The sequence below is a fragment of the Isoptericola sp. NPDC056578 genome (assembly GCF_042793275.1).
Classification (GTDB): Bacteria; Actinomycetota; Actinomycetes; order Actinomycetales; family Cellulomonadaceae; genus Isoptericola.
The window spans coordinates 1-26,963 of sequence record NZ_JBHTVC010000069.1 but is presented as its reverse complement, the minus strand read 5'-3'; the positions used below and the strand labels follow the sequence as shown (position 1 = coordinate 26,963).

Below are 26,963 nucleotides of genomic sequence, written 5' to 3'. Positions count from 1 at the left end.
GGCGACACGAGGTCGCCCGGCCGGCCGCCGGGGTCGGAGCGGGTGGCGGTGCGGCCGTCAGCCGCCGGGGCGGGGCGCCGCCGCCGTCGAGCGCCGCACGACGAGCTCCGGCTCGAAGAGCAGCTCGTCGCGCGAGACCGTGGCGCCCGCGATCATGCTGGCCAGGATGTCGACCGCGGCCCGGCCCATCGCGTCGATCGGCTGCCGGACGGTCGTGAGGGCAGGGTCCGTGGAGTTCATCAGCGCGGAGTCGTCGTAGCCGACCACCGACACGTCGCGGGGCACGTCGAGCCCCGCGCGCCGCACCGCCCGGACGGCGCCGAGCGCGAGCGGGTCGGACGCGCACAGGATCGCCGTCGCGCCGACGTCGAGCAGCCGGCCCGTCGCGGCCTGCCCGCTCTCGAGCGAGTACTGGCTGTGCACGACGAGCTCGTCGGGGAGCTCGACGCCGTGCCGCTCCGCGAAGCCGCGCGCCGCGGCGAGCTTGCGCTCGGACGGCACGTGGTCCCGCGGGCCCAGCAGCAGCCCGATGCGTGTGTGCCCCATGGACACCAGGTGCTCTAGCGCCTGGTGGGTGGCGATGAGGTCGTCGCAGGAGACGTGCGGGAAGTCGAGGCTCTCGATCGACGCGTTGATGAGCACCACCGGGAGGTTCAGCGCCTGGAGCCGCTCGTAGTGCGCGTGGTCGGCGTCGCGCTCGGCGTAGAAGCCGCCCGCGAAGATGACCCCCGACACCTGCTGGCCCAGCAGCAGGTCGATGTACTCCGCCTCGGAGATGCCGCCCGCGGTGCGCGTGCACAGCACCGGCGTGTACCCCTGCTGCGCCAGCGCGCCGCCCACGACCTCCGCGAAGGCGGGGAAGATCGGGTTGGCCAGCTCCGGCAGCACCAGGCCCACCAGGCGCGGCCGGTCGCCGCGCAGCTTGGTGGGCCGCTCGTAGCCCAGCACGTCCAGCGCCGTGAGCACGGCGTCCCGGGTCGCCTGCGACACCCCGGGCTTGCCGTTGAGCACCCGGCTGACCGTCGCCTCGCTGACCCCCACCTTCGCGGCCACGTCGGCCAGTCGTCTCGACATGTCCTCGACTGTACACGCGATCACGCAAGCCGCTTGCGTGACTTGCAGCGTTTGCGCATCGTTCTCCGGCAGCTGTCAGGGCCACGTGCGGGTTTCCCTGCACGTGGCCCTGACAGCTCACCGCCCGGGGCGCGTCGCCGTCGGTGCGTCAGGCGCCCGCGGGCCGCCAGGGACCGTGGGGGTCGCCCGGCTCCTGGTTCCTGGTCCACCACCTCGCGGTGTACGACCGGCCCTCGTGCTCGACGACGTCACCGGCGTCGAAGATCCGCGACGACGTCCACACCGCGGTGCCGTCGGCCGTCTCGGCGACCTCCTGCCACGGGCCCCAGTCGGACTCCCCCGGCGTCTGGCCCCGCGTCCACCAGGCGGCCTCCCAGACGGCCCCGTCGTGCGCGACGCGGTCGCCGGCGGTGTAGGTCGCGCCGGCGTCCCAGGCCGGTTCCTCGGGCTCCGCCCCGTCCTCGGCGAGCCGGAGGAACGTGATCGAGTGCGCCGGGAAGTCGTAGGTGAACGACGTCCCCGCCCCCTCGAACGCCCGGTCCACCGGGACCACGCGCTCGGGCCGCGTCTTGGTGTTCGTCGCCGACGGGTCGGCCTTCATCTCGGTGACCGTCGCCGTCGCGGCCGGCTCGAACCCGCCCGTGACCTCCACGTCGGTGCGCGCCACGGCGCCGCCGACGTTGACCACCTTGGCCACGAGCTCGCCGGTCTCCTCGTCGTGGGTCACGACCTGGAACAGCGACTTCGTCACCGGCTCCGTGTAGGTGAGCTGCAGCTCGCCGTCGAGGTAGAGCGTGACGGTGCGTCCCTCGACGACGACCTTGATCCGGTAGTCACGACCGTTCTCCAGCGGCGTGAAGGACTCCGCCGCGGCGACCTCGCCCTGGCGCGCGCCGTCGGCCCGCTCCAGCACGGACCGGGTGTTGCCCCAGCCGCCCACGTTCCACCAGTAGAAGTCGTCGCTCGCGCTCGCTCCGAACCCGACCAGGAAGCCCTCGGCGCCGCCGGTCTTCCGGGCCGTCACCTCCATCGTGTAGTCGTGCCAGTCCTCGTCGTAGGCGCCGGTCACGATGCTCCGGGCGTCCTCGACCCCCGCGTCGGACTGCACGTACCGGCCGTCCTGGACCGACCAGTCCCCGCGCTGCGCCTCCCAGCGCGACGCGTCGTCGAACGAGTCCGCGAACAGGACGTCGCCCGTCGCGTTGTCGGTGACCCGCACGTCGTCGTACTGCGCCTGCGTGGCCCACGTGGACAGGAAGACGCCCCCGTCGACGTCCGGCGGGACGACGTCCGGCCCGTCGCCCAGCTCCGACGGGACCACCTGGTCGCCGGCGTTCGTCATGAACAGCTGCTGGGTGTAGTAGTTCACCGAGCCCCACGACTGGTCGTTGTCGAACCACATCATGTCCGGCGACCACTGCACGTAGTCCTCGTTGGCGAACATCGGCGCGTACGAGGCGAGCTCGACGACGTCGGAGTTGCGCTCCAGCCCGGTCATGTACGCCGCCTCCGCGAGCGCGTTGCCGAAGGTGTTGCCCTTCGACGCGTACTCGCCGAGGAAGACGTGCGGGCCGTTCCGGTCGTAGGAGTCGTACCGTGCGTCGTTCGTGAGGAACCAGGACGGGTCGTTGTAGTAGTGCTCGTCGACCATCGCGACGCCCTGCTCGCGGTTGAAGTCCCAGAGCTCGTCGAACCGCGTGCCGGCGTCGTCGGGCCCGGAGTTGGAGATCACCGTGATGTCGGGGTACTCCGCCTCGATGGCGTCGCGGAACGCCGGGAAGTTCTCCTGGAACTTCGGCGTGTTCTCCTCGTTGCCCAGGCCGATGTACGGCAGGTCGAACGGCTCCGGGTGCCCCAGCTCGGCACGCTTCGCGCCCCACTCCGTGTCCGTGCCGCCCGTGGCGAACTCGATGAGGTCGAGAGTGTCCTGGATCCAGCGCGGGCGCTGCTCGTCGGTCATCTCCGGGATGCGCGACCCGCAGCCGTTGGCGCCCACGGACACGACGGGCAGCGCGAAGGCGCCGAGGTCCTCGGCGAACTCCAGGTACTCGAGGTAGCCGATGCCGTACGACTGGTTGTAGCCCCAGAAGTTCCAGTTGGTCGGGCGTTCCTCGACCGGGCCGATGGTCTCCTTCCACTGGTACGTCCGCTGCCGGTCCTGGCCGTCGGACTCGAGGTAGGAGTCGAAGGTGCCGACGTTGGTGACGCAGCCGCCCGGGAACCGCAGGAAGCTCGGGTCGAGCGCGGCGACCTTCTCCGCGAGGTCCTTGCGCAGCGTGCTCCTGCCGTTGACCGGCCCCACCCACGTGTCCTGCGGGAACAGCGACACCATGTCGAGGCGCAGCGTGCCCTCGGCGCCCGTCGCCACCCGCAGCCGCGCCGCGTTCGTCGTCGCGGAGGCGGTCACGGTGGCCGTGTACCGCGCCCAGTCGTCGGAGCCGTCGACGGCGACCGTCGCCGTGCCGTACGTCGTCGCGCCGTCGGCGGACACGAGGGTGGCCGTGAGGTGCTGGGCGACGTCGGACCGCGCCCACACCGAGAAGTCGTACGACTCCCCCTCGCTCAGCGCGACGCCCTCGTTGTAGGAGGAGTTCGCGACGCCGGTGGTGCCGTCGGAGGTCACCGTGAGGTAGTGCCGGTTGCTGTCGTTCAGCCACTCGCCGCGCTCGGACTCGACGGCGACCTCGCCGCCGCCGGTCTGCTCCCAGCCCGTCAGGCCGGTGAAGCCCGCGTTGTCCTCCGGCGCGAACTCGAACGACCGGTTGCGCACCAGCTCGGCGTACAGGCCGCCGTCGGCGGCGTAGTTGATGTCCTCGTAGAAGACGCCGTACAGGTCGTCGCTCATCTCCGTGCGCTCGGCGGCGGCGTCGATCGTCAGCCGCTGCTCGACGACCTCCGGCTCGCCCTCCGGGTACGCGTCGAGCAGCGCCTGCTGCTCGGCGGTGGTGATCGGCAGCACCGTGCCGTGCCGCGGGTGGCTCGGCAGCTCGGCGTCGGGCACCGAGGTCCAGTCGCCGCTCGCCAGGTCGTCGGTGCGGAACAGCATGTACCCCTGGCCGCCGTGGTACGACGGCTGGTCGATCATCATGAACCAGGAGTCGTCGGTCAGGGACGGGAAGACCGTGGGCCCCTCGCCCGCGGTGAACTCGCCGCCCCACGGGTTGGGCTCGCCCACCCCGACGCGCTCGGCGACGAGGTCCCACCCGTCGCCGTCGGTCACGCCCTGCGTGCGGGACAGGTCGTCGGACGACTCCTCGCGGACGGTCATGTCCGCCTCGTCCTTGGTGAACCGGTAGTAGGTGCCGTCCTCGACCGCGACCGTCGAGTCGATCATGCCCCGACCCGCACCGCGCTCCTCGTCGATCCACACCTGCGGCTCGGAGAAGCTCCCCGCGGAGAAGTCGGGCGTCGTGGCCGACAGCATCCGCTGGTACGACGTCGCGATGTCCCGGTCCTCCGGCGCGACGTCGTCCGGGTACAGCGCCGACGCCCAGTAGACGACGAACTGCCCGGCGGCGGCGTCCCACGTCGCCTCGGGCGCCCAGAGGTTGCCGGCGCCCGGCGGCGCGACCTCGACCTCGTGCTGGTCGGACCAGTGGATCAGGTCCTCTGACGACCAGACCATCATCGACCGGCTGCCGGTCTCCTGCGCGTCGCCGAAGTTCCCCCCGCCCGCGATCTTCAGGTCGGTCGCCAGCAGGTAGTACGTGCCGGTCTCCGGGTTGCGGGTGAGGAACGGGTCGCGCAGCCCCTTCGTGCCGAGCGTGGACTCGAGGACGGGCTCGCCGCCGTTGAGGGTCGCCCACGCGGTCGGGTCGTCTGCGTCGCTGACGGCCAGGTAGATCTTCTCGCCGCCGTCCTGCTCGCCGGCGAAGTAGGGGAAGACGTAGGCGCCGTAGCCGTCGTCGGCGGCGGCTTCGGGGGCCGCCCGCGGCGGGACGGCCGCGGCCGCCGTGGCGGGCAGCGCGAGGGCGAGGACCGCCGCCGCCAGGGGCGTCGACCATCGGGGTCTATGCTGCCGGGCTCGGGTGTGCATCGTTGTAGAACCTCCGTGTCGTACGTCGTCGTACAGGTGCGGGGGTGGGACGCCGGGCCGGCGGCGTGTGCCGACGACCCGACGCCCGGACAGGCGCGGAGCCGGAGGACGGCTAGGAGCGCCGCAGGGCGAGCAGCCGCTGCAGGACCACGAAGACCAGCAGCAGCGCGCCGATGACGATCTTGGTCCACCACGAGCTGAGGGTGCCCTCGAAGGTGATGATCGTCTGGATGAGGCCGAGCACGAGGACGCCGAGCACGGACCCGAGCACGAAGCCGGTGCCGCCGGTGAGCAGCGTGCCGCCGATGACGACGGCCGCGATCGCGTCCAGCTCCATGCCCACGCCGGTCAAGGAGTAGCCCGACCGCGAGAACATGGCGAAGAGCAGGCCGCCGAGGCCGGCGCACGTGCCGCTGATGACGTACACGAGCACCTTGGTGCGCGCGACGGGCAGGCCCATGAGCTTGGCCGACTGCTCCCCGCCGCCGATGGCGTACACGGTGCGGCCGAACTGCGTGTAGTGCAGCAGGTAGAACGCGACCGCCACGACGACCAGCGCGATCACGACGCTCGACGTGATCCGCCACTGTCCCCCGGCCCACGTGTCCCAGGAGGCCAGGGCGACGAAGGTCTCGTGGTCGATCGGGATCGACTCCGGGGCGACGAGGAAGCACAGGCCGCGGGCGAAGAACATCGCCGCGAGCGTCGCGATGAACGGCTGCACCTCGAAGACGTGCACCATCGCGCCGACGAGCAGCCCGATCAGCGAGCCGACGAGCACGACGAGCGGGATCACGACCCCCGCCGGGACTCCCGCGCGCAGCAGATAGGCCGCGGTCACCCCCGACAGCGCCAGCACCGAGCCGACCGAGAGGTCGATGCCGCCGGTGAGGATGACGAACGTCATCCCGACGGCCAGCACGATGAGGAACGCGTTGTTGATGAACAGGTTCGCGAGCACGCCCACGGACAGGAAGTTGTCGTAGCGGGCGCCGCCCACCACGAGCAGCAGGACGAACACCACCAGGGTGCCGACCACGGGCAGGTAGCGGCGGTCGACGCGCAGGCGCCGTCCGACGGCGGGCACGCGGTCCGGGGACGGCGCCCCGGGACGGGAGGATGCCAGGGTCGTCATGAGGCCACCACCTTGTCCGTGGCGACGTCCGCAGGCTTGTCCGACGGCGCGACGGGCGCCGTCCTGCCGCGCCGTCGCGTGCGTTCCGAGAGCTTGCGCCGCATGGCGGGCGACTGGAGCAGCGTCACCGCAGCGACAACGAGCGCCTTGAACAGCGGCGTCACGAGCGGCGAGATGCCGACGTTGGTCACCGTGAGCGACAGCGTCGCGATGATGAGCACGCCGACGAAGGTGCCGGAGAGCGAGAACTTGCCCCCGGCCAGCGACGTGCCGCCGATGACGACGGCGAGGATCGCGTCCAGCTCGATGAACAGGCCGGCGTTGTTCGCGTCGGCCGCCATGACGTTGGACGACAGGATCAGGCCGGCCAGCGCGGAGAAGAGGCCGGACAGCGCGAAGACCGTCCACACGATGGTCCGTGCGCGCACGCCGGCGAGCCGGCTCGCGGCGGGGTTGATGCCGACCGACTCGACGAGCATCCCGAGCGCCGTGCGCCGCACGAGCAGCGCGACGAGGGCGAACACGCCGAAGGCGACCAGGGTCGCGACGGGCAGCCCGAGCCAGTACCCGGCGCCGAGCATCTTGAACGGGGCGCTCGTGACCGTGGTGATCTGCCCCTCGGTGATGAGCATGGCGACACCGCGGCCGGCGGTCATGAGGATGAGCGTGGCGATGATCGGCTGGATCCCGAGCACGGACACGAGGAACCCGTTCCAGACGCCGAGCACCAGGCCGAGCGCGAGCGCCATCCCGATCGCGAGCAGCACGGTCGTCGTCGACGCCGGGTCCGGTGCGCCCGCGATGAAGGTGAGGGCCACCGCCCCCGAGATCGCGACCACGGCGCCCACGGACAGGTCGATGCCGCGGGTGGCGATCACCAGCGACATGCCGAGGGCGACCAGCATCAGCGGGGCGCAGTTGCGCAGGATGTCGATCGGCGACCCGAAGAGGTGGTCGTCGAGGATCGACACGGACAGGAAGCCCGGTCGGACGGCCGTGTTCACGGCGAGCAGCGCGACGAGCGCGACGACCGGCCAGAACAGGTGGTGGCGCGCGACGGCGCCGAACCCGCCGGTGGCCTGGGATGTGGGCATCAGCGGTCCCCTCCGCTCGCGATGAGCTCGACGACGTCGTCGACGCCGACGGTGTCGGTGTTGGTCAGCTCGGCGACCTTCTGCCGGTCGCGCATGACGGCGATGCGGTGGCTGAGCCGCACCACCTCCTCGAGCTCCGCGGAGATGAACAGCACCGCCATGCCCCGGCCGGCGAGGTCGGACACCAGGCGCTGGATCTCCGCCTTGGCGCCGACGTCGATGCCGCGCGTCGGCTCGTCGAGGATGAACAGCTCGGGGGCGGTGGCGAGCCAGCGGGCCAGGAGCACCTTCTGCTGGTTGCCGCCCGACAGGTTGCGCAGCAGGGCGTCCGGGTTGGCGGGGCGGATGTTCAGCGCCTCGATGTACCGGTGCACGATCTCGTCGACCTGCTTGCCGGGCAGCCGGCGCAGCCAGCCGCGCTCCGCCTGGAGGCCGAGCACGATGTTCTCCCGCACCGTCAGGTCGCCGACCACGCCCTCGGCCTTGCGGTCCTCCGACGAGAACGCGATCTTCCGCTCGATCGCCGCGCGCGGGGTGCGCAGCCGGGTCAGGGCACCCTTCACCGACAGCGTGCCGGTGTCGGCCCGGTCCGCCCCGGCGAGCAGGCGGGCCACCTCCGTGCGCCCGGAGCCGAGCAGGCCGGCCAGCCCCACGACCTCGCCCTCGTGGACGTCCAGGTCGAACGCCTGCACGGAGCCGCGCCGCCCGAGCCCCACGGCCTGGACGAAGGGCGTGCCCTGGGCCGCGTCGACGGTGTGCTCGGTGCGGACCTCGAGGTCCTCCAGCACCTCCATCGACCGGCCGATCATGCGCGAGACGAGCTCGCTCCGGGTGATCTCCGACGTCCGGTACTCCCCCACGCGCGCGCCGTTGCGCAGCACGGTCATGCGGTCGGAGAGCTCGAACACCTGCTCGAGGAAGTGCGACACGAACAGGATCGCGACGCCCTGGTCGCGCAGCCGGCGCACGACGGCGAAGAGCCGCGCGACCTCGTCGGCGTCGAGGCTGGACGTCGGCTCGTCGAGGATGAGCACCTTGGCGTCCACGACCATCGCACGGCTGATCGCGACGAGCTGCTGCACGGCGATCGAGTGCGACCCGAGCGACGACGCGGGGTCGACGTCGAGCCCCATGGTGGCGAGGTGCTCGGCCGCCCGGCGGCGCGTGCGGGGCCAGTCGATCGCCCCGAACCGCCGCGGCTCGTTGCCGAGCATGATGTTCTCGGCCACCGTGAGGTTCTCGCAGAGGTTGACCTCCTGGTACACGGTGGCGATCCCCGCGGCCTGCGCCGCGCCCGGGCCGGAGAACCGGAGCGGCTCGCCGCCGACGAGGATCTCGCCGGAGTCGATGCCGTAGACGCCCGTGAGCGCCTTGATCAGCGTGGATTTTCCCGCGCCGTTCTCGCCCATGAGGGCGTGCACCTCGCCGGGCAGGAGGCGGAGGTCCACGCCGTCGAGCGCCTTGACGCCCGGGAACTCGATGGAGATCCCGGTCATCTCGACGACGGGGCGCACGTCCTCCGGGCCTGCGGCGCGGCTGCTGCCGGCGGCGCCGGCGTCCGATGGCGTCATCCTTGACCTTCCGTGGAGCGCAGTGGGTGCGGCGCGGGCGTCCCGCTCCGCACCCACCGCGGGTCTCGGTGGAGCGTACCGACGATCAGTACTGGCGGTCCGGCAGGGCCGCCTTCGCCGCCTCCTGGTCGAACGCCTCGTCCTGCGTGACGATGCGCTTCTCGACCGCCTCGCCCGCCACGACCTTCTTCGCGATCTCCGCGAGGTCCGGGCCGAGCAGCGGGTTGCACTCGACGATGTAGTTGATCTTGCCGTCGGCGAGCGCCTGCATGCCGTCCTTGACGCCGTCGACGGTGATGATCTTGATGTCCTTGCCCGGCACCTTGCCCGCGGCCTCGATCGCCTCGATGGCGCCCAGGCCCATGTCGTCGTTGTGGGCGAAGACCAGGTCGATGTCGTCGTACTTCTGCAGGAAGCCCTCCATCACCTGCTTGCCCTCGGTGCGGGTGAAGTTGCCGGTCTGCGAGTCGATCATCTCGATGTCGGAGCCCGCGATCGCGTCGGCGAAGCCCTGCTGCCGGTCGATCATCGGCGCGGCGCCGGTGGTGCCCTGCAGCTCGACGGCCTTGTAGCCCTCACCGTCGTACTGCTCCACGGCCCACTCGCCGGCGCGCTTGCCCTCCTCGACGAAGTCCGACCCGATGAACGACTCGTACAGGGTGTCGTCCTCGGAGTCGACGGCCCGGTCGGTGAGGATCACCGGGATGCCCGCGGCCTTGGCCTCCTCGAGCACGGCGTCCCAGCCGGTCTCGACGACCGGGGAGAACGCGATGACGTCGACCTGCTGCTGGATGTAGGACCGGATCGCCTGGATCTGGTTCTCCTGCTTCTGCTGCGCGTCGGAGAACTTGAGGTCGAACCCGTTCTCCTGGGTGAGCGTGTCCTGGATGGACTTGGTGTTGGCCGCGCGCCAGCCGGACTCGGCCCCGACCTGCGAGAAGCCGAGGACGATCGTGTCCGAGGCCGCGGCCGACCCGCCGCCCTCGTCCCCGCCGCCCTGGGGCGCCTGCTCGCTGCTGCACGCGACGAGCGAGGCTGCCGTGAGGGCCGCGACGAACATCGCCGCTCCGGCGCGCCGGAAGTTCTTGCTCATGATCTCCTCCTCGAGACGCCGGCCGACCGGGGGACCCGGTCCGTGGGTCTGCTCTGACCCTCCGGCAACGCTTGTGTGACCGCTAACATAGCGGAGATGTGACCGGTCACATAGAGGTGCTCCACGATTCCACGTCACGGTTCCGTAACGCCGCCACGGGTGCTCCGCGCGCGGCGCGGAGACCATCAGGAGTCGCCGGGGTCGAGCTCGTCGAGCTCGTCGACGTCCGCCGCGATCATCTCGACGATGGTGTCGACCGTGACCCCCGGACCGTTGCTCAGCTCGCCGATCTTCTCGCGGTCCTTGAGCACCACGATGCGGTCGGCGAGGCGCACCACCTCCTCCAGCTGGGAGGAGATGAAGACGACGGCGACCCCCTCGCCCGCCAGCCGCGCCACCCGGCGCTGGATCTCCAGCTTGGCGGCGATGTCGATGCCGCGCGTCGGCTCGTCGAGGATCAGCACGTGCGGCCGCGTGGCCAGCAGCCGGGCGAGCAGCACCTTCTGCTGCGTGCCCCCGGACAGCTCGCCGGCCGGCCGGTCCAGGTCCTCGGCCGACAGGTGCAGGGCGTCGAGGTACGTGTCGACGACCGCGTCCTGCTCGCCCCGCGACAGCGGCCGCGACCAGCCCCGCAGCGCCTGCAGCGCCAGCACGATGTTCTCCCGCACCGTGAGCCCCGCGACGATGCCGTCGTCGCGCACGTTCTCGCTCGACATCGCGATCCGGTGCCGCAGGGCGGCCCCCGGGCTGCGGAGCTGCACCCGGACGCCGTCGAGCCACAGCTCCCCGCGGTCGGGGCGCTCCACCCCGCTCATCAGCCGGGCGAGCTCGGTGCGCCCCGACCCGCGCAGCCCCGCGAAGCCCACGACCTCGCCCCGGGACAGCTCGAGGTCGGTCGGCTCGAGGACGCCGTGGCGCCCGAGGGACGACGCCCGCAGCGTCGCCTCGCCCGTGCCCGCGTAGTGGTGCGCGAGCCGCTGGGAGCGCAGCGCCTGGAGCGCGTCGATGTCCTCGCCGAGCATCTTGGAGATCACCTCGGCGCGCTCGACGTCCGCCGTCCGGAACTCCGCGACGACGCGGCCGCCCCGCAGCACGGTCATCCGGTCGCTCACCTCGAAGACCTGCTCGAGGAAGTGCGAGACGAACAGCACCGCGACCCCCTGGTCGCACAGGCGGCGCACGACGCCCAGCAGACGGGCGGCCTCGTCCGCGTCCAGGCTCGACGTCGGCTCGTCGAGCACGAGCACGCGCGGCTCGAGGACGATCGCCCGGGCCACCGCCACGAGCTGCTTGGTCGCGGGCGACAGCGCGGACAACGGGGCGCGCGGGTCGATGTCCTCGATCCCGAGCGCGGCGAGGGCGGCCGCCGCACGCGCCCTGGTCCGGCCCCAGTCGATGCCGAACCAGCCGCGCACCTCGTGCCCGATCATCACGTTCTCGGCGACGGTCAGGTGCGGGCTCAGGTGCGTCTCCTGGAAGACGGTCGCGATACCGTCCGCGCGGCTCTGCGCGACGCTCGTCGGCGGGGTCGCGACGCCGTCGACCACGACCGTCCCCGCCAGGATCGGCAGCGTCCCCGTGAGCGCACCGATGAGGGTCGACTTGCCCGCGCCGTTCTCCCCCATGAGCGCGTGCACCTCGCCCGGCCGCAGCGCCAGGTCCACGTCGTCGAGGACCCGCACCCCCGAGCGCTCCACCGTGATCCCGCGCAGCACGACCACGGGGGCCTGCGCCTCGGACCGGGACGTCATCGGGCGGCCTTCCGCGGCGGGGCGCTCGACGCGCGCGCGACGATCTCCGGGGGGATCTTCGTGACCGTCGGGATCTCCTGCTCCTCGATCGCGGACCGCAGGACGTCGACGACCGAGACCCCGAGCGCGTGGAAGTTCTGCCTCACCGTCGTCAGCGGGGGGATGACGTGCCGCGCGAGGGGGATGTCGTCGAAGCCCACGACGCTCACGTCGTCGGGCACCGAGAAGCCGCGGTCGTGCAGACCGTGCACGAGGCCCACGGCCATGTCGTCGTTCGCGGCGAAGATCGCCGTGTACTCCGGGAGCTCGCGGATGCCGCGCGCGAAGTCGTAGGCGAAGTCCGCCGTCCAGTCCCCCACGACGATGGGTCGCTCGCGCAGCCCCCACGACTTCGTCCGGGCATGGAAGGACCGCTCGCGCGTGCGGGCGTCGAGCCAGTCGAGCGGCCCGGCCAGGTGCAGGATGTCGCGGTGGCCGAGCGAGACGAGGTGGTCGACGGCGAGCGCCGTGCCGGCCTGCTGGTCGACGGTCACGGTGAGGAACGTCGGGTCCTTGTCGGGCTTGACGACCAGCACCGGGACCCCGACGGCGATGCGGCGCAGCGCGGCGATCGACGACGACCGCGGCGCCACGACGCAGAGCGCGTCGACGCCCTGCGCGACGAGGTGGTCGACGGCCTCCTGGGGGGTGATCTCCTCCCCCGCCCGCAGGAGCACGGAGCTCACCACGTACCCGGACGCGCGGGCGGCGGACTCGACGGCGTACAGCGTGCTGGTCGGCCCGAACGTCGCCGCGCTCTCCACGAGGACGCCGATGCGCCGGCTGCGCTGGGTGGCCAGGGCCCGTGCCGTCATGTTCGGCCGGTAGCCGAGCTGCTCGATGGCCTCCTCGACCCGGCGCCGGGTGGCCTCGCGGATGTTCGGGTGGTCGTTGAGCACCCGCGACACCGTCATGTGCGAGACGCCGGCGAGCTGCGCGACCTGCCGGATGTTCGGCTTGTCGGCGGCGGGACTCGCCATGCGGGGCCTCCACGGGATGCGTCCACCGGACGACCGGCCGGCGGCTCGGCGGCGTCAGCCTACCGAACCGCCGGCACGGCGCCGGTGGTGGTGCTCAGAGCCCCTGGGCGAGGCGGTAGTACACCTGGTTCCAGCGCACCTGGTCGGCGAAGCCGCGGCGCGTGGTGTCCTCGTCGATGACGAGCAGCTCGGTGCGCGCGATGTTCGCGAACACCTCGAACGCCTCGACGCCGGCCGCCGTCGACATCACCGTGTGGTGCGCGCCGCCCGCGGTCAGCCAGGCCTCGGCGGAGGTGGTGAAGTCGGGACGCGGCGCCCAGACGGCGCGGGCCACCGGGAGGTTCGGCAGGTCCTGCGTCGGCGGGACGACGTCCACGACGTTCGCGGTGAGGCGGAAGCGGTCGCGCATGTCGGCGAGCGAGACGACGACGGCCCCCTCGGTCGCGTCGGCGTCGAACACCATGCGGACCGGGTCCTCCTTGCCGCCGATGCCGAGCGGGTGGATCTCCACGCGGGGCTTCGACGTCGTGAGGGACGGGCAGACCTCGAGCATGTGGGCGCCGAGGATGACCTCGGAGCCGGGCGTGAGGTCGTAGGTGTAGTCCTCCATGAGGGAGGCGCCGCCGGGCAGGCCCTCGCCCATGACCTTCGCGGCGCGCACCAGGACGGCCGTCTTCCAGTCGCCCTCCGCGCCGAAGCCGTAGCCCTTGCTCATGAGCCGCTGGACGGCGATGCCGGGCAGCTGGCGCAGGGCGCCGAGGTCCTCGAAGTTCGTGGTGAACGCCTTGGCGCCGCGCTCGACGAGGAACGCCTCCATGGCGATCTCCTGGCGGGCCGCGTAGCGCAGCGACTCGTGCCGCTCCCCGCCGCGGCGGAGCTCGGGGACGACCTCGTAGAGCTCCTCGTACTCCGCGACCAGCGCGTCGATCGCGGCGTCGTCCACGGCCTCGACGGCGTCGACCAGGTCGTTGACGCCCCACGTGTTCACGGAGACGCCGAAGCGCAGCTCGGCCTCGGTCTTGTCGCCCTCGGTGACGGCGACGTTGCGCATGTTGTCGCCGAAGCGCACCAGCTTCAGCTCGTGCGTGGCGGCCCAGCCCGCCGCGCCGCGGACCCAGGTGCCCACCCGGCGGGTCACGGCCGGGTTCGACACGTGCCCGACGACGGTGGTGCGCGCGACGCCGAGGCGCGTGGCCAGGTAGGCGTACTCGCGGTCGCCGTGCGCGGCCTGGTTGAGGTTCATGAAGTCGAAGTCGATGTCCGCCCAGGGCAGCTCGACGTTCGCCTGCGTGTGCAGGTGCAGCAGCGGCTTGCGCAGCGCGTCGAGGCCGGAGATCCACATCTTCGCCGGGCTGAACGTGTGCATCCACGTGATGACGCCGAGCACCTTGTCGTCCGCGTTCGCGTCGAGCATGGCGCGGCGGATGGAGCCCGCGTCCTTGAGCACGGGCTTCCACACGACCTTCGCGGGCACGTCGGGCGACGCGTCGAGCGCGCGGGCGACCTCCTGCGACTGCTGGGCGACCTGCTCCAGCGTCTCGGGGCCGTACAGGTCCTGGCTGCCGGTGAAGAACCAGACCTCTCGGTCGGCGTACGGCTTGCTCATGGGTGTCCTCTCTGGATCAGTCTGGTTCAGGTCTGCTTCGCGGGCGGCCGGGCTCAGTGCTGGCCGTAGACGTTCTGGTAGCGGGCGTACAGGGAGTCCACGTGCTCCTGCGCGATGGGCAGCGGCTCGCCGAGCTGGCGCGACACGTGCACCGTGCGGGCCACCTCCTCGACCATCACGGCGGCCTTCACCGCGGCACGGGCGTCCTTGCCGATGGTGAACGGGCCGTGGTTGCGCATCAGGACCGCCGGGCTGCGGTGACCGCTCAGGGTCTCGACGATGCCGCGGCCGATGGAGTCGTCGCCGATGATCGCGAACGGCCCTACGGGCACGGGGCCGCCGAACTCGTCGGCCATCATCGTGAGGACGCAGGGGATCTCCTCCGCGCGGGCGGCCCACGCCGTCGCGTAGGTGGAGTGCGTGTGCACGACGCCGCCCACCTCGGGCATGTGCGCGTACACGTAGGCGTGCGCGGCGGTGTCCGACGACGGCGAGCGGTCGCCCTCGACGAGGTTCCCGTCCAGGTCGCACACCACCATGGACTCCGGGGTGATGTCGTCGTAGGCGACGCCGGACGGCTTGATGACCAGGAGGTCGCCCGAGCCGTCGGGGGTGCGGCCGTCGCGGACGCGCTCGGACACGTTGCCGGCGGTCCACACGACGAGCTCCCAGCGGGGCAGTTCGGCGTGCAGGGCCGCGACCTTCTCCTTGGCGGCGTCGACGGCGGCGCGCAGGTGCGCGGGGACCTCGGTGACGGTGCTCATGTGCTTCTCCAGTGCGGGGTGTGGTTCGTCGACTGCGGGTGTCGTCAGAGGGCTGCGGTGGCGGCGCGCTCGACCGCGAGGCCGGCGGAGTACCGCTCCAGGTAGGCGGCGAAGCCGGCGACGTCCTCGGCCTCGGGCTCGGCGACGTCGAGGCGGGCGTCGGCGAAGACGCGCTCGGCCAGGTAGGCGTCGAGGGCGGGCGCCCCGCCGTCCGTCCCGGCCTCGGCCCGCGCACCGGCGTACGCGGCGAGGAGCGCGATGCCCCAGGCGCCGCCCTCCCCCGCCGTCTGCCCGACGGCGACGGGCGCGTCGATCGCCCCGGCCAGCAGCCGCTGGGCGACGCCCGCCGTCCTGAACAGGCCACCGTGCGCGAACATCGTGTCGATCGCGACGCCCTCGCCGTGCAGCACGCGCATGCCGAGCGCGAGCGTGCCGAACACGCCGTAGAGCTGCGTGCGTGCGAAGTTCGCGAGCGTGAGGCGGCTGTCGGGGGTGCGCACCACGAGGGGTCGGCCCTCGTCGAGGCCCGTGATGGGCTCGCCGGCGAGGTAGTTGTACGCGAGGAGCCCGCCGCCGTCGGGCGCGCCGTCGAGCGCGGCGCGGAAGAGCGCGCCGAAGACGGCGTCGGGCTCGGCCGGCTGCCCGAGCGCGGCCGCGAACTGGCCGAACACGCCGGCCCACGCGTCGAGCTCGCTGGCGCCGTTGTTGCAGTGCACCATCGCGACGAGGTCCCCGGCGGGCGTGGTGACGAGGTCGAGCTCGTGGTGCACGGTGGTCAGCGGCCGCTCGAGGACGACCATCGCGAAGATCGACGTGCCCGCGCTGATGTTGCCGGTGCGCGGGGCGACGGAACCGGTGGCGACCATGCCGGTGCCGGCGTCACCCTCCGGCGGGCACAGGAGCACGCCGGGCCGCAGGGTGCCGGACGGGTCCAGCAGGGCCGCGCCCTCGGGCGTGAGGCGGCCCGCGTCCTCCCCTGCGGTCAGCACCTGGGGCAGGAGGCCCTCGACGTCGAGCCCCGGCCGCTTGGCGGCGGCGAGGTGGCGGAACTGCTCCAGCATCCGCGCGTCGTAGTCGCCGGTGGCCGGGTCGATCGGGAACATGCCCGACGCGTCGCCGACGCCGAGCACGTGCCGGCCGGTCAGGGCCCGGTGCACGTAGCCGGCCAGCGTGGTGAACGACGCGACCTGGGGCACGTGCGGCTCGTCGTCGAGGATCGCCTGGTACAGGTGGGCGATCGACCAGCGCAGCGGGATGTTGTGCCCGAACAGGGCGGACAGCTCCGCGGCCGCCGGCCCGGTGCTGGTGTTGCGCCAGGTGCGGAACGGGACGAGCAGCTCGCCGTCGCCGTCGAACGGCAGGTAGCCGTGCATCATCGCCGAGACGCCGAGCGCGGCGTAGGTGGTGGGCCGCACGCCGTAGCGCTGCTCGACGTCGGCGACGAGCGCGGCGTACGCGCCCTGCAGCCCGGCGTGCACGGTGTCGAGCGCGTAGGTCCACACCCCGTCGACGAGCTCGTTCTCCCACGCGTGCGAGCCGCTCGCGAGCGGCGCGTGGTCGGGCCCGATCAGGCACGCCTTGATGTTGGTGGAGCCGAGCTCGATGCCCAGCGCCGCCCTCCCGGCGACGATCGCCTCCTGGATCTCGCGCACGTCGTCCGCCTGCGCGGCCTGCTCCGCCATCCCTGCTCCGTCCCCGCCCGGCCCCGGGCGTCGTGGTGGTCGATCTATGTTAGCGCTCACATCGGGTGCTCCCCACCCGCGAGGTCGTTCTGGTCTCGCCGAGGTAGTCCCAGTCTGGCCGAGGTAGTTCACTGCGTGCCGAGGTAGTCGTGACCCTGCCGAGGTAGTGGACTGGTCCACTACCTCGGCAGGCTCGGCACTACCTCGCCGCGAGGCGGACTACCTCGACGCGGTGGGGGCTACCTCGTCGGGCGACCGGGCGCGACGACGTCGAGCCGTGCCGGCTCGCTGCGCACCTCGCCGTGGGCGTTGGCGACGACGGCGCGCACGAGCAGGCCGTCCGGCTCGCGCCCGGCGTGCTTCAGCGTCCAGCGCGCCGTGCCGCCGGTGGCCCGCGTCGCGGGAGCCGGGGCCGGCGACCAGGTCGCGCCGTCGTCGTCCGAGGTCTCCCACGTGACGACCGGCACCGGCGTGCCGGTCACGCGGACGTCGAACGTCGCGGGGCGGTTCCCCCGCACCGTCGCGTCGCGGGGGCCCTTCGTCACGGTCGGCTCCTCGACGGCCTGGTCGACCACGGGCCAGCCGTCCTCCCAGCCCAGGCGCTGCAGCCCGAGGGTCGGGAAGCCCGGGATCTCGGCGTTCGCGCCGTCGTAGTAGTGGAACGCGAGGACGCCGTCGGACACCGACTGGCCGCCCGGCCCGACCACCGCGCCGTGCGAGGAGAGCAGCACGGTGCCGCCGCCGTCGGCCAGGTCCTTGCCGTCCTGGTCGAGGAACGGCCCGGTGACGTCGCGCGACCGCCCGACCGCCACCTGGTAGGTGCTGTCGAGACCCTGGCAGCACCTGTCGAACGAGACGAACAGGTAGTACCAGCCGTCGTGCCTGGTGAGGTACGGCGCCTCGACGGGGTTGCCCGGCATCATGCGGTCCACCAGGTGCGTGGCGTTCTCGAGCGCGCCGTCGGCGAGCTTGCCGGTGGGCCACTCGAGCTCGACGAGGAAGATGCCGTACCAGTACGACCCGATCGCCATGTACGGGGTGCCGTCCGCACCCTCGACGATGCCCGCGTCGATCGCGTTGAACGTCTTGCCGCCGGCGATCTCCTGCGGCGAGTCGATCACCGGCCCCTGGTCGGCCCACGCGTAGTCCGGGTCGTCCGGGTCGAGGGTCGTGTTGGTCGCGAGGGCCGTCACCGAGGTGTTCGTGCCGAAGCGCGACGCCGAGTAGTAGAGGTAGTAGGTGCCGTCGTGCTCGTAGACCTCGGGCGCCCACAGGTTGTCGGGCAGCGCCCCGTCGCCTTCCGCCGCGAAGCGCTCGTCGATCCACGCGGGGATCTCGTCCCAGACCGTGCCGTCGTGGGCCCAGGTGACCCCCTCGTCGTGGCTCGACCACATCTGGATCGTGCCGCCGTTCTCCCGGTTCACGAGGCCCGTGGTGTAGACGCGCCAGGTGCCGTCGTCGTCGACGACGAGCGCCGGGTCGTGCACCGGCGAGGTCTCCCCGGTCACGGAGAGGCCGCCGGTCGGGGCGGTCGGTGCCGGGCGGCCGCGCTCGGCGGCGCCGGGCGTGGCGGTCGCCGGACCGACGGTGGTGGCGGCGACCAGCGACGCGCCCAGCAGCGCCGTCGTGAGCACCCCCGCCGCCGCGGCACGGGCCCGACTGAGAGATCTGCGCATCGTGACTCCTCTACAACGATGTAGAACTGCGAACGCGCCGAATCTACCCAGCCGCCACGACGGCGGTCAACGAGCGGTGGTCGACGAACCGCGGTCAGCGGGCGGGCGGCGGCGCCGTGCTGGAGCGCACCACGAGCTCGGGCACGATCCGTTCGGTCGGCACGCTCCCGCCGGCCAGCGCCGCGACGACCATCGCCACGCTGCGCTCCCCCAGCACCCCGAACGGCTGGCGCACCGTGGTCAGCGGTGGCACGAAGTACGCGGCCCCCGCGACGTCGTCGAAGCCCACCACCGACACGTCGTCGGGCACGGAGAGCCCCCGCTCCCAGAACGCCCGCAGGATGCCGAGCGCGAGCTGGTCGTTCCCGGCGAACACCGCCGTCGGGCCCTCGTGCGCCACCACGGCCTCGGCCAGGTCGCGTCCCGCGGTGTACCCGTCCTCCGCCGACCAGCTGCAGTACCGCGGGCGGCTCGGCGCGATCCCCCGCGCCTCGAGCGCCTCCCGCCAGCCGGCGGCGCGCTCGCGGGCGTCGAACCAGTCCTGGGGGCCGGCCACGTGCAGGACGTCGTGGTGCCCCAGGCCGAGCAGGTGGTCGGTCGCGGCGCGCGCGCCCGCCCGCTGGTCGACGGCGAGCGAGAGCGTCGTCGGGCCGGCCGCCGTCGTGCCCGCGTCGCGCGGCAGCTTCTCCAGCGCGGCGACGACCAGCACCGGCACCGGCGCGCGGAAGGACTCGACGGCGGCCGCGACGTCGTCCTGCGGCGCGATGACCACGATCGCCTCGACACCCTGGTCCATGAAGTGCTCCAGCGCCTCGTGCATCGCCGCGGCGTCGTAGCTCCGCAGCGTCGCGACGGAGACGAAGTACCCCTGGTCCCGTGCGGCGCCCTCGATCGCGATGAGCGTGCTGGTGGGGCCGAACAGCGCCGACCCCGTGGTCACCACGCCGAGCGTCGCCGAGCGCGCCGTCGCCAGCGCCCGCGCGGCGCTGTTGCGCCGGTAGCCGAGGGTCGCGATGGCGTCCAGCACCCGCTCGCGGGTCTCTCCGCGCACGCTCGGGTGCTCGTTGAGCACCCGGGAGACCGTCTGGTGGGAGACTCCGGCGACGGCCGCGACGTCGGCCATGGACGGGCGCCGCGACCGAGGACGCGTCGCCTGCCCGCCGGCGTCGGTCATGGCTCCTGCGCCGCGTTCCTCGCGTCGACCTCGTCGAGCACCCGGCGCAGGTAGGTCAGCGTGAGCTTGCCCGCCGCCCGGTCGTACTGCTCCTCGTAGCCGTGCTTGGTGTACATGGCGAGGTTCTTCTTCGAGTCCTTGCCCGTGAACGCCCACACCTCGGTCACCTCGGACGGCAGGAACTGCAGGATCGCGAACATCAGCGACGTGCCGATGCCCTTGGCCTGCTGGTCCGGCGCGACCGCGAGCCGCCCGAGCGTCGCCCTGGCGCCCTCGATCTCCAGGCGCAGCGACCCCACCAGGCGGTGCCCCTCCCACGCGCCCACGGTCACGACGTCGTCCCGCGCCATGTCGTCGCGCAGCTCGTGCAGCGTCTGCGTCAGCGGCGGGATGTGCGGGTCGTCGTACAGCTGCGCCTCGCTGACGAACGCCGCCCGCCGCAGCGTCAGCAGCTCGCCCGCCTGCGCGTCCTCGACCAGCGCGATCCGCAGCGTGTCGTCGCCGTTCCCCTGCTGGACTTCCTGGGCGTCAGTGCCGCGTGCCTCGCTCATGAGGACATCGTGGCAGACCGACGGCGGACGTGTCGTCGCACGGCCGGGGCCGTCGGTGACAATGGGCGGGTGACGACCGAATGGGTGCTGACCCTCTCCTGCCCCGACCGCCCCGGGATCGTGCACGCCGTGGCGGGCGTGCTGGCCGAGCACGGCGGCAACATCACCGAGTCGCAGCAGTTCGGGGACCCGGCGTCGGGCCTGTTCTTCATGCGCGTGCAGGTGGAGGTGCAGGTCGACGCCGAGGCGGGACGCGAGGCCCTGACCGCCGCGCTCTCGCCGGTGGCGGAACGGTTCGGCATGACCTGGCAGCTCGACGTCGTCGGCCGCCGCCTGCGCACGCTGGTGCTGGTCAGCAAGGCGCCGCACTGCCTGGTGGACCTGCTGTACCGCGAGCGGTACCAGGGCATGCCGGTCGAGGTCGTCGGCGTCGTCGGCAACCACCCGGACCTCGAGGACATGGCCGCGTTCTACGGCAAGCCGTTCCACCACGTGCCGGTCACGAAGGACACGAAGGCGCGGGCCGAGGACCGCCTGCGGGAGCTGGTGGCCGAGCTCGACGTCGAGCTGGTCGTCCTCGCGCGGTACATGCAGATCCTGTCGGACGAGCTGTGCCGCGACCTCGCGGGCCAGGTCATCAACATCCACCACTCGTTCCTGCCGAGCTTCAAGGGCGCGCGCCCCTACGCGCAGGCGCACGACCGCGGCGTCAAGCTCATCGGCGCGACGTCGCACTACGTCACGGGCGACCTCGACGAGGGCCCGATCATCGAGCAGGACGTCGAGCGCGTGGACCACTCGCGCGCGGTCGCGGACCTCGTCGCGATCGGCGAGGACGTCGAGCGCCGCACGCTCGCACGCGCCGTGCGGTGGCACGCCGAGCACCGCGTGCTGCTCGACGGCCACCGCACGGTCGTCTTCCGCTGACGGCTCGCCGCCGGCGGGACGGGGTCAGGCGACCGACACCTCGACCAGCGTGTTCCACGGGTCGTCGAACCGGAGGGTCCGGCCGTCGTCGCGCGTCGCGACGCCGGCGTGCTTCAGCCGGTCGGCGAGCGCGCCGACCTCGTCGCGCGCGGGCACCGTGAGCGCCACCTGCCCGAGGCCGAGCGTCGCGGCACGCGGGCCGGCGCCCGCGCTGTTCCAGGTGTTCATCGCCATGTGGTGGTGGTACCCGCCGGCCGCGACGAACAGGGCGCCGTGGAACGTCGCCATGATCTCGAAGCCGAGGGTGTCGACGTAGAACCGCTGCGCCGTGGGGATGTCGCCGACCTGGAGGTGGACGTGCCCGACCTGCGCGGCCTGCCCCGCGGCGCCCGCCAGGGCGTCCTCGGTGAGGTGCCGCTGGAGGAACTCCTGCGGGTCGAACCAGTCGGAGCCCATCGCCACGCGCCCGCCGCCGTCGTGCTGCCAGACCTCGCGCGGCCGGTCCCAGTAGAGCTCGATGCCGTTGTCCTCGGGGTCCGTGAAGTAGAACGCCCGCGACACCCAGTGGTCGGAGTTCCCCGCGAACCGCGACAGCGGGTGCTGCGCGGCGTGCGCGACGGCGGAGGCGAGCGCCTCCTCGGTGTCGAACAGGACGGCCGTGTGGAACAGCCCGGCCTGGTTCCGCGACGTCGCCGGCAGCCCCGGCGTGTGCTGCAGCGCGACGACGGGCACCCCGCCGCGCCCCAGCACCACCCGGTCCGGGGCGCCGAGGGCCGGGATCTCCTCGAGCGCGATCGCCTCGCGGTAGTAGGCGCTCATCGCGCCGAGGTCGCCCACGTGCAGGGTGACGGCGCCCATCGCGGTCTCGGCGGCGAGGAGGTCGGGGTGGCGGGTCATGATCGGCTCCTGGTGCTGGGGTGGACGAGGGTCAGAGCAGCGCGAACCCGGTGGTCCACTGCGTCTTCTCCCCCGCGGCGAGGGTGAGCTGCAGGAACCCGAGGGCCTCGAGCTCGCGGGCGCGCTTCAGCGACCCGGCGTCGACGACACGGACGGCGGACCCGTCGAACGCGGCCGCGAACGCGGACTTGGCCGTGGCGTCGTCGCCCGCGACGAGGACGGTCGTCGGCACGTCGCCGACGGTGCCGCTCACGAGCGTCGCGGCGAAGTTCGTGTTGAACGCCTTGAGCACAAAAGCGCCGGGGAGCTTCTCCGAAAGCCCGGCCGCGGCGGAGGAGTCCGCCGGCACGACGAGCGCGTCGAAGGTGGCGAAGTCGAGCGGGTTGGTGAGGTCGACGACGGTGCGGCCGGCGAGCTGGTCGCCGTAGGTCGCGACGACGTCGTCCAGCGCCGGGTACGGCAGGGCCAGGACGACGATCTCGCCCGTGAGCGGCTCGCCGAACGCGGCCGCGGTGACGGCGGGGTCCACGGCCGCGGCCTTGGCGACGTCGCGGGCGACGACCTGCACGTCGTTCCCGCCGGCGAGCGCCAGGCCCGCGATCGCGGAGCCCATGTTCCCGGTGCCGAGGATGCTGATGGTGGTCATGGTTCCTCCTGAGGATCCGTCGTCGACCATTTGGTTGACGCTACAACCAACATAGACCGCTATAGTTGTAGCGTCAACCTTCGTTCGAGGGTGACGGACCAGGAGGGCGATCCCGTGACGACGACCCGGCGCACGACGGCGGCCGACGACGAGCCGCGCTGGCTCGACGCCGAGCAGATGCGCACGTGGCTCCGGCTCCAGGCGGTGATCGAGCTGCTGCCCGCCACGCTCGACCAGCAGCTGCGCCGCGACGCCGACCTCACCCACTTCGAGTACATGGTGCTGGCGATGCTCTCCGAGGCGCCCGAGCGTGCCCTGCGCATGACCGAGCTCGCCCGCCTCACCAGCGCCACGCTCCCCCGCCTCTCGCACGTGGCGCGCCGGCTCGAGGCGCGCGGCTACGTCGAGCGCTGCACCGCCCCCGACGACCGCCGCGCGACCATCGCCCACCTCACCGACGAGGGCTGGCGCAAGGTCGTCGCGAGCGCCCCCGGCCACGCACGCACGGTGCTGCAGGACGTCTTCGACGACCTCGACCCGGACGAGGTCCGCACCCTCGCCGGCGCGCTCGACAAGGTCCTCGCGCACATCGACCCGCACGACCGCTTCGGCCTCGGCGTGCGCTCCGCCCGCTGACCTCCGGCCGTCGTCCACCCCTCCGACCAGGCCCCGCGCCCCGGCGACCCTGAGGAAGATCCATGCCCGGGGCTTGTTTCGAAAACGTTTTCTACCTACTCTCGGGACGTCGGCGACCCCGACCGCTCGATGACGAGGCCTCGTGGCCGAGCACCACTCAAGGATGAGCAGGCTCGAGAACGAAGGATGGGATCGATGAAGCGCACGACGAAGAGATGGCGCGCGTCCGTGGGAGCGGCGGTGGCCGGGATCGGCATCCTCGCCGCCACGGCACTGAGCGCACAGGCTGCCGGGAGCACGCTCCACGCGGCGGCCTCCGAGCAGGGCCGGTACTTCGGCACCGCGATCGCCGCCGGCAAGCTGGGCGACTCGCAGTACACGACGATCGCCGACCGCGAGTTCGGCATGATCACGGCCGAGAACGAGATGAAGATGGACGCCACCGAGCCGCAGCAGGGGCAGTTCAGCTTCTCCTCCGGCGACCGGATCCTCGACTGGGCCACCAGCCACGGCAAGCGGGTGCGCGGCCACGCGCTGGCGTGGCACTCCCAGCAGCCGGGCTGGATGCAGAACATGAGCGGCTCGCAGCTGCGCCAGGCGATGCTCAACCACGTCACCCAGGTCGCGACGCACTACAAGGGCAAGGTCTACGCCTGGGACGTCGTCAACGAGGCGTACGCGGACGGCTCCTCCGGCGCCCGCCGGGACTCCAACCTCCAGCGCACCGGCAACGACTGGATCGAGGCCGCCTTCCGTGCCGCCCGGGCCGCCGACCCGAACGCGAAGCTCTGCTACAACGACTACAACACCGACAACTGGTCCCACGCCAAGACGCAGGGCGTCTACACCATGGTCAAGGACTTCAAGGCCCGCGGCGTGCCGATCGACTGCGTCGGCTTCCAGGCCCACTTCAACAGCGGCAACCCGGTGCCGAACAACTACCACGAGACGCTCCAGCACTTCGCCGACCTCGGCGTGGACGTGCAGATCACCGAGCTGGACATCGAGGGCTCGGGCAGCTCGCAGGCCGAGCAGTACCAGGGCGTCACGCAGGCGTGCCTCGCCGTCTCGCGCTGCACCGGCATCACCGTGTGGGGCGTGCGCGACTCCGACTCGTGGCGGGCGAGCGGCACCCCGCTGCTCTTCGACGGCAACGGCCAGAAGAAGGCCGCCTACACCTCTGTCCTGAACGTCCTCAACGACGGCCAGGGTGTGCCCGGTGGCGGCGACCCCGACCCGGGCGAGACCACGCCGCCGCCCACCGGCGGCAGCGGGTGCACCGCCACCTACTCCGAGGGCCAGAAGTGGGGCGACCGCTTCAACGGGACCGTGACCGTCCGGGCCGACCGGAACATCACCTCGTGGACCTCGACCGTGACCGTCAGCTCCAGCCAGCGGATCAGCGCCACCTGGAACGGCACGCCCACGTGGGACTCGTCGGGCAAGGTCATGACGATGCGCCCGGCCGGCAACGGGACGCTGGCCGCCGGCCAGTCCACGTCGTTCGGCTTCACCGTGATGCACGGCGGGGACTGGACCTGGCCCAAGGTCAGCTGCTCGGCGTCCTGAGCGGCTGAGCACGTGCGCCTGAGCGCCGCGGGCCCCGGGCCCGCGGCGCTCAGGTCGCGCCGGTGATCGCGGCGAGGATCTCCTCGTGCGCGGCCGTCGCCGGGAACGACCCGTTGTTGCGGCCGTGCCGCAGCACCTCGATGCGGTCGGAGACCGCGCGCACGTCGTTGAGGTTGTGGCTGATGAGGATGACGCCGAGGCCCAGCTCGCGCAGGCGCTGGATGTGCGTGAGCACCTCGGCGGTCTGTGCCACCGAGAGCGCCGCCGTCGGCTCGTCGAGCACCACGATGCGCGGCTGCCCGATGAGGGTGCGCGCGATGGCGACCGCCTGGCGCTGACCGGCGGACAGGTGCCGCAGCGGGGTGCGCACCGACGGGATCCGGATGGTGAGGTGCTGGAGGAGCGCGCGGGTCTCGGTCTCCATCTCGCCGTCGCGCAGCAGGCCCGCGCGCCCGCGCAGCTCCTGCCCGAGGAAGACGTTGGCGGTGACGTCGAGGTTCTCGCACACGGCGAGGTCCTGGAAGACGCTCGCCACGCCGAGCTGGTTCGCCGCCGAGGGCGACGGGATCGACACGGGCTCGCCGTCGATCTCCAGCTGCCCCGAGCTCGGGCTCAGCACGCCCGCCACGATCTGGGCGAGCGTCGACTTGCCCGCCCCGTTGTCCCCGACCAGGGCGACCACCTCGTGCGCGTGCACCTCGAGGTCCACGTCGACGAGGGCCTCGACGGCACCGAAGTACCTGCTGACCTGCCGCAGCGCGAGCAGCGGCGTGCGTCCCCTCACCGGTTCCCCTTTCCTGTGCGGACCTGGCCGACGGCGACCGCGCCGTGCGGCCCGTCGTCGGGCTGCTCCAGCAGGTCGGTGTGCTGCAGCGCGAGCGCGAGGGCTCCCTCCAGCTCGGCACGCGTCCCCAGCGCCGCGGGCACCACCTCGAGAGGCGTGACCTGCTGCAGCAGGGTCCGGCGGCGCAGCGCCTCGCGCAGCGGCCCGAGGAAGACCTCGCCCGTGGCGGCCAGCGCTCCCCCGACGACGACGAGCTCCGGGTTGAGCGACGTCGCCAGCCCGGCCACGACGCCGCCGACCACCGTACCGGCGTCGGCGACGATCTCCCGACAGCCCGGGTCGTCCTCGTTCGTCAGCCGCACGACGTCGGCGAGGGTGAGGTTCCCGTGGCTGCTGCGCAGCGGCTCGAGCAGCGCCCGGTCGCCGACGACCGTGTCGAGGCAGCCGCGGCTGCCGCACGAGCAGATGTTGCCGGCGGGGTCCACCTGGACGTGGCCGATCTCGCCCGCCGTGCCCGCGACCCCGCGATGCACGCGGCCCGCCAGCACGATGCCCGCCCCGACGCCGTGCCCGGCACGGACGTACAGCGCGTCGTGCACCTCGCGGGCGGCGCCGACCGTGCTCTCCGCCAGCGCCCCCAGGTTCGCGTCGTTGTCCACGAACACCGGCCGGGCCAGCCGCTTGGACAGCACCTGCGCGACGGGCACGCCGTCCCAGCCGCGCAGGATGCCCCGCACGGTGACCTGGCCGCTGGCGGCGTCGACCGGCGCCGGCAGCCCGAGGCCGATGCCGAGCACCTCGTCGAGCTCCGACCCGACGCGCTCCAGCAGGTCGACGACGAGCAGGGCCGCGCGGTCGAGGCTCGTGTCGGCGCGGTGCTCCGCCGGCAGCGGCAGCACCTGCTCGGCGAGGATCTCGTGCGACACGTCCGCGATCGCCACCGTGAGGTGCCGCGTGCCCACCAGCACGCCCGCGACGAGCCCCACGCGGTGGGCGAGGGTGACGAGCTGCGCGCGCCGGCCCGAGCGGATCGTGTTGCGCACCTCGACCAGCTCGGCGGCGACGAGCTCCTTGACGATGGTCGACACCGTGGCGGGCGAGAGCCCGGTGGCCCCGGTGAGCTCGACCTGCGTCAGCCCCCCGTGCCGTTTCACCGCGTCGACGACGCGCGCGCGGTTCGCCTCGCGCAGCGACGACTGCGATCCCACCATCGGCAGCCGTCCTCTCACGCCGGGGATTCTATGGTGCGACGACGCGCGGGGCGGCGGTCGTCCGCCG

The 26,963-nt window shown here is 72.5% G+C and carries 21 protein-coding genes; 3 read left to right on the top strand and 18 right to left on the bottom strand.

From position 1 onward, the window contains the following. Positions 1–57 precede the first annotated feature (57 nt). The 14 genes from ACFQ80_RS19840 to ACFQ80_RS19775 all read right to left on the bottom strand — a co-directional run bounded on the left by ACFQ80_RS19840 (position 58) and on the right by ACFQ80_RS19775 (position 20,226). Positions 58–1,074 (bottom strand): LacI family DNA-binding transcriptional regulator, encoded by a 1,017-nt coding sequence (locus tag ACFQ80_RS19840; RefSeq protein ID WP_430552502.1) that lies wholly within the window; start codon positions 1,072–1,074, stop codon positions 58–60. Positions 1,075–1,222: 148 nt separating this feature from the next. Beyond that, the gene (locus ACFQ80_RS19835; protein WP_430564854.1) at positions 1,223–5,110 is read right to left on the bottom strand and encodes an alpha-L-arabinofuranosidase C-terminal domain-containing protein; all 3,888 of its coding nucleotides are present in this window, start codon (positions 5,108–5,110) and stop codon (positions 1,223–1,225) included. Positions 5,111–5,222: 112 nt separating this feature from the next. Continuing rightward, positions 5,223–6,245, bottom strand: coding sequence for a galactofuranose ABC transporter, permease protein YjfF (gene yjfF / locus ACFQ80_RS19830; protein ID WP_430564853.1), 1,023 nt, complete (start codon positions 6,243–6,245; stop codon positions 5,223–5,225). Beyond that, entirely contained in the window at positions 6,242–7,339 is a 1,098-nt protein-coding gene (locus ACFQ80_RS19825; RefSeq protein WP_430564852.1) for an ABC transporter permease, read from the bottom strand. The genes yjfF and ACFQ80_RS19825 overlap by 4 nt, the downstream gene beginning before the upstream one ends. Continuing rightward, positions 7,339–8,910: a sugar ABC transporter ATP-binding protein gene (locus ACFQ80_RS19820; RefSeq protein WP_430564851.1), complete on the bottom strand. Its 1,572-nt coding sequence runs from the start codon at positions 8,908–8,910 to the stop codon at positions 7,339–7,341. Before ACFQ80_RS19820 ends, ACFQ80_RS19825 begins: the two co-directional genes overlap by 1 nt. A gap of 85 nt (positions 8,911–8,995) precedes the next feature. Then, positions 8,996–10,006: an ABC transporter substrate-binding protein gene (locus ACFQ80_RS19815; RefSeq protein ID WP_430564855.1), complete on the bottom strand. Its 1,011-nt coding sequence runs from the start codon at positions 10,004–10,006 to the stop codon at positions 8,996–8,998. Positions 10,007–10,188: 182 nt separating this feature from the next. Then, entirely contained in the window at positions 10,189–11,754 is a 1,566-nt protein-coding gene (locus ACFQ80_RS19810) for a sugar ABC transporter ATP-binding protein (RefSeq protein ID WP_430564850.1), read from the bottom strand. Beyond that, positions 11,751–12,773, bottom strand: a complete 1,023-nt coding sequence (locus ACFQ80_RS19805; RefSeq protein WP_430552509.1) for a LacI family DNA-binding transcriptional regulator — start codon at positions 12,771–12,773, stop codon at positions 11,751–11,753. Before ACFQ80_RS19805 ends, ACFQ80_RS19810 begins: the two co-directional genes overlap by 4 nt. A 94-nt stretch (positions 12,774–12,867) precedes the next feature. Beyond that, positions 12,868–14,379, bottom strand: coding sequence for an L-arabinose isomerase (gene araA, locus ACFQ80_RS19800; protein WP_430564849.1), 1,512 nt, complete (start codon positions 14,377–14,379; stop codon positions 12,868–12,870). 53 nt (positions 14,380–14,432) lie between these two features. Then, positions 14,433–15,143, bottom strand: coding sequence for an L-ribulose-5-phosphate 4-epimerase (locus tag ACFQ80_RS19795; protein ID WP_430564848.1), 711 nt, complete (start codon positions 15,141–15,143; stop codon positions 14,433–14,435). A gap of 44 nt (positions 15,144–15,187) precedes the next feature. After that, the gene (locus tag ACFQ80_RS19790; protein ID WP_430564847.1) at positions 15,188–16,825 is read right to left on the bottom strand and encodes a xylulokinase; all 1,638 of its coding nucleotides are present in this window, start codon (positions 16,823–16,825) and stop codon (positions 15,188–15,190) included. A gap of 239 nt (positions 16,826–17,064) precedes the next feature. After that, positions 17,065–18,501 (bottom strand): glycoside hydrolase family 43 protein, encoded by a 1,437-nt coding sequence (locus tag ACFQ80_RS19785; protein WP_430564846.1) that lies wholly within the window; start codon positions 18,499–18,501, stop codon positions 17,065–17,067. Between the two features lie 94 nt (positions 18,502–18,595). After that, positions 18,596–19,675: a LacI family DNA-binding transcriptional regulator gene (locus ACFQ80_RS19780; protein ID WP_430552514.1), complete on the bottom strand. Its 1,080-nt coding sequence runs from the start codon at positions 19,673–19,675 to the stop codon at positions 18,596–18,598. Beyond that, positions 19,672–20,226: a GNAT family N-acetyltransferase gene (locus ACFQ80_RS19775; RefSeq protein WP_430552515.1), complete on the bottom strand. Its 555-nt coding sequence runs from the start codon at positions 20,224–20,226 to the stop codon at positions 19,672–19,674. Before ACFQ80_RS19775 ends, ACFQ80_RS19780 begins: the two co-directional genes overlap by 4 nt. A gap of 69 nt (positions 20,227–20,295) precedes the next feature. Here ACFQ80_RS19775 and purU point away from each other — a divergent pair, with 69 nt between their 5' ends. After that, positions 20,296–21,153 carry a formyltetrahydrofolate deformylase gene (gene purU / locus ACFQ80_RS19770; protein ID WP_430564845.1) on the top strand — a complete coding sequence of 286 codons (858 nt, stop codon included), beginning with the start codon at positions 20,296–20,298 and terminating at the stop codon, positions 21,151–21,153. Between the two features lie 24 nt (positions 21,154–21,177). On the opposite strand, the gene ACFQ80_RS19765 is transcribed toward purU, so the two are convergent. Both ACFQ80_RS19765 and ACFQ80_RS19760 read right to left on the bottom strand, forming a co-directional pair. Then, positions 21,178–22,050: a VOC family protein gene (locus ACFQ80_RS19765; RefSeq protein WP_430564844.1), complete on the bottom strand. Its 873-nt coding sequence runs from the start codon at positions 22,048–22,050 to the stop codon at positions 21,178–21,180. A 31-nt stretch (positions 22,051–22,081) separates the two neighbouring features. Beyond that, the gene (locus tag ACFQ80_RS19760; RefSeq protein WP_430564843.1) at positions 22,082–22,696 is read right to left on the bottom strand and encodes an NADPH-dependent F420 reductase; all 615 of its coding nucleotides are present in this window, start codon (positions 22,694–22,696) and stop codon (positions 22,082–22,084) included. Between the two features lie 114 nt (positions 22,697–22,810). Between ACFQ80_RS19760 and ACFQ80_RS19755 the strand changes: the two genes are divergently transcribed. Beyond that, on the top strand, positions 22,811–23,332 hold the full coding sequence (locus tag ACFQ80_RS19755) for a MarR family winged helix-turn-helix transcriptional regulator (RefSeq protein WP_430564842.1): 522 nt from the start codon (positions 22,811–22,813) through the stop codon (positions 23,330–23,332). Positions 23,333–23,518: 186 nt separating this feature from the next. Next, positions 23,519–24,901, top strand: coding sequence for an endo-1,4-beta-xylanase (locus tag ACFQ80_RS19750; protein WP_430564841.1), 1,383 nt, complete (start codon positions 23,519–23,521; stop codon positions 24,899–24,901). A gap of 49 nt (positions 24,902–24,950) precedes the next feature. Here ACFQ80_RS19750 and ACFQ80_RS19745 read toward each other — a convergent pair whose 3' ends face one another. After that, positions 24,951–25,685, bottom strand: a complete 735-nt coding sequence (locus ACFQ80_RS19745) for an ATP-binding cassette domain-containing protein (RefSeq protein WP_430552524.1) — start codon at positions 25,683–25,685, stop codon at positions 24,951–24,953. Continuing rightward, complete coding sequence (locus ACFQ80_RS19740; protein ID WP_430552543.1) at positions 25,682–26,896, bottom strand: ROK family transcriptional regulator; 1,215 nt, start codon at positions 26,894–26,896, stop codon at positions 25,682–25,684. The genes ACFQ80_RS19745 and ACFQ80_RS19740 overlap by 4 nt, the downstream gene beginning before the upstream one ends. Positions 26,897–26,963 lie beyond the last annotated feature (67 nt).

Bases quoted from the DNA above. Each gene is read 5' to 3' on its own strand.
- ACFQ80_RS19840 (WP_430552502.1), bottom strand. From the start codon at position 1,074: ATGTCGAGACGACTGGCCGACGTGGCCGCGAAGGTGGGGGTCAGCGAG.
- ACFQ80_RS19835 (WP_430564854.1), bottom strand. From the start codon at position 5,110: ATGCACACCCGAGCCCGGCAGCATAGACCCCGATGGTCGACGCCCCTG.
- yjfF (WP_430564853.1), bottom strand. From the start codon at position 6,245: ATGACGACCCTGGCATCCTCCCGTCCCGGGGCGCCGTCCCCGGACCGC.
- ACFQ80_RS19825 (WP_430564852.1), bottom strand. From the start codon at position 7,339: ATGCCCACATCCCAGGCCACCGGCGGGTTCGGCGCCGTCGCGCGCCAC.
- ACFQ80_RS19820 (WP_430564851.1), bottom strand. From the start codon at position 8,910: ATGACGCCATCGGACGCCGGCGCCGCCGGCAGCAGCCGCGCCGCAGGC.
- ACFQ80_RS19810 (WP_430564850.1), bottom strand. From the start codon at position 11,754: ATGACGTCCCGGTCCGAGGCGCAGGCCCCCGTGGTCGTGCTGCGCGGG.
- ACFQ80_RS19805 (WP_430552509.1), bottom strand. From the start codon at position 12,773: ATGGCGAGTCCCGCCGCCGACAAGCCGAACATCCGGCAGGTCGCGCAG.
- araA (WP_430564849.1), bottom strand. From the start codon at position 14,379: ATGAGCAAGCCGTACGCCGACCGAGAGGTCTGGTTCTTCACCGGCAGC.
- ACFQ80_RS19795 (WP_430564848.1), bottom strand. From the start codon at position 15,143: ATGAGCACCGTCACCGAGGTCCCCGCGCACCTGCGCGCCGCCGTCGAC.
- ACFQ80_RS19790 (WP_430564847.1), bottom strand. From the start codon at position 16,825: ATGGCGGAGCAGGCCGCGCAGGCGGACGACGTGCGCGAGATCCAGGAG.
- ACFQ80_RS19785 (WP_430564846.1), bottom strand. From the start codon at position 18,501: ATGCGCAGATCTCTCAGTCGGGCCCGTGCCGCGGCGGCGGGGGTGCTC.
- ACFQ80_RS19780 (WP_430552514.1), bottom strand. From the start codon at position 19,675: ATGACCGACGCCGGCGGGCAGGCGACGCGTCCTCGGTCGCGGCGCCCG.
- ACFQ80_RS19775 (WP_430552515.1), bottom strand. From the start codon at position 20,226: ATGAGCGAGGCACGCGGCACTGACGCCCAGGAAGTCCAGCAGGGGAAC.
- ACFQ80_RS19765 (WP_430564844.1), bottom strand. From the start codon at position 22,050: ATGACCCGCCACCCCGACCTCCTCGCCGCCGAGACCGCGATGGGCGCC.
- ACFQ80_RS19760 (WP_430564843.1), bottom strand. From the start codon at position 22,696: ATGACCACCATCAGCATCCTCGGCACCGGGAACATGGGCTCCGCGATC.
- ACFQ80_RS19750 (WP_430564841.1), top strand. From the start codon at position 23,519: ATGGGATCGATGAAGCGCACGACGAAGAGATGGCGCGCGTCCGTGGGA.
- ACFQ80_RS19740 (WP_430552543.1), bottom strand. From the start codon at position 26,896: ATGGTGGGATCGCAGTCGTCGCTGCGCGAGGCGAACCGCGCGCGCGTC.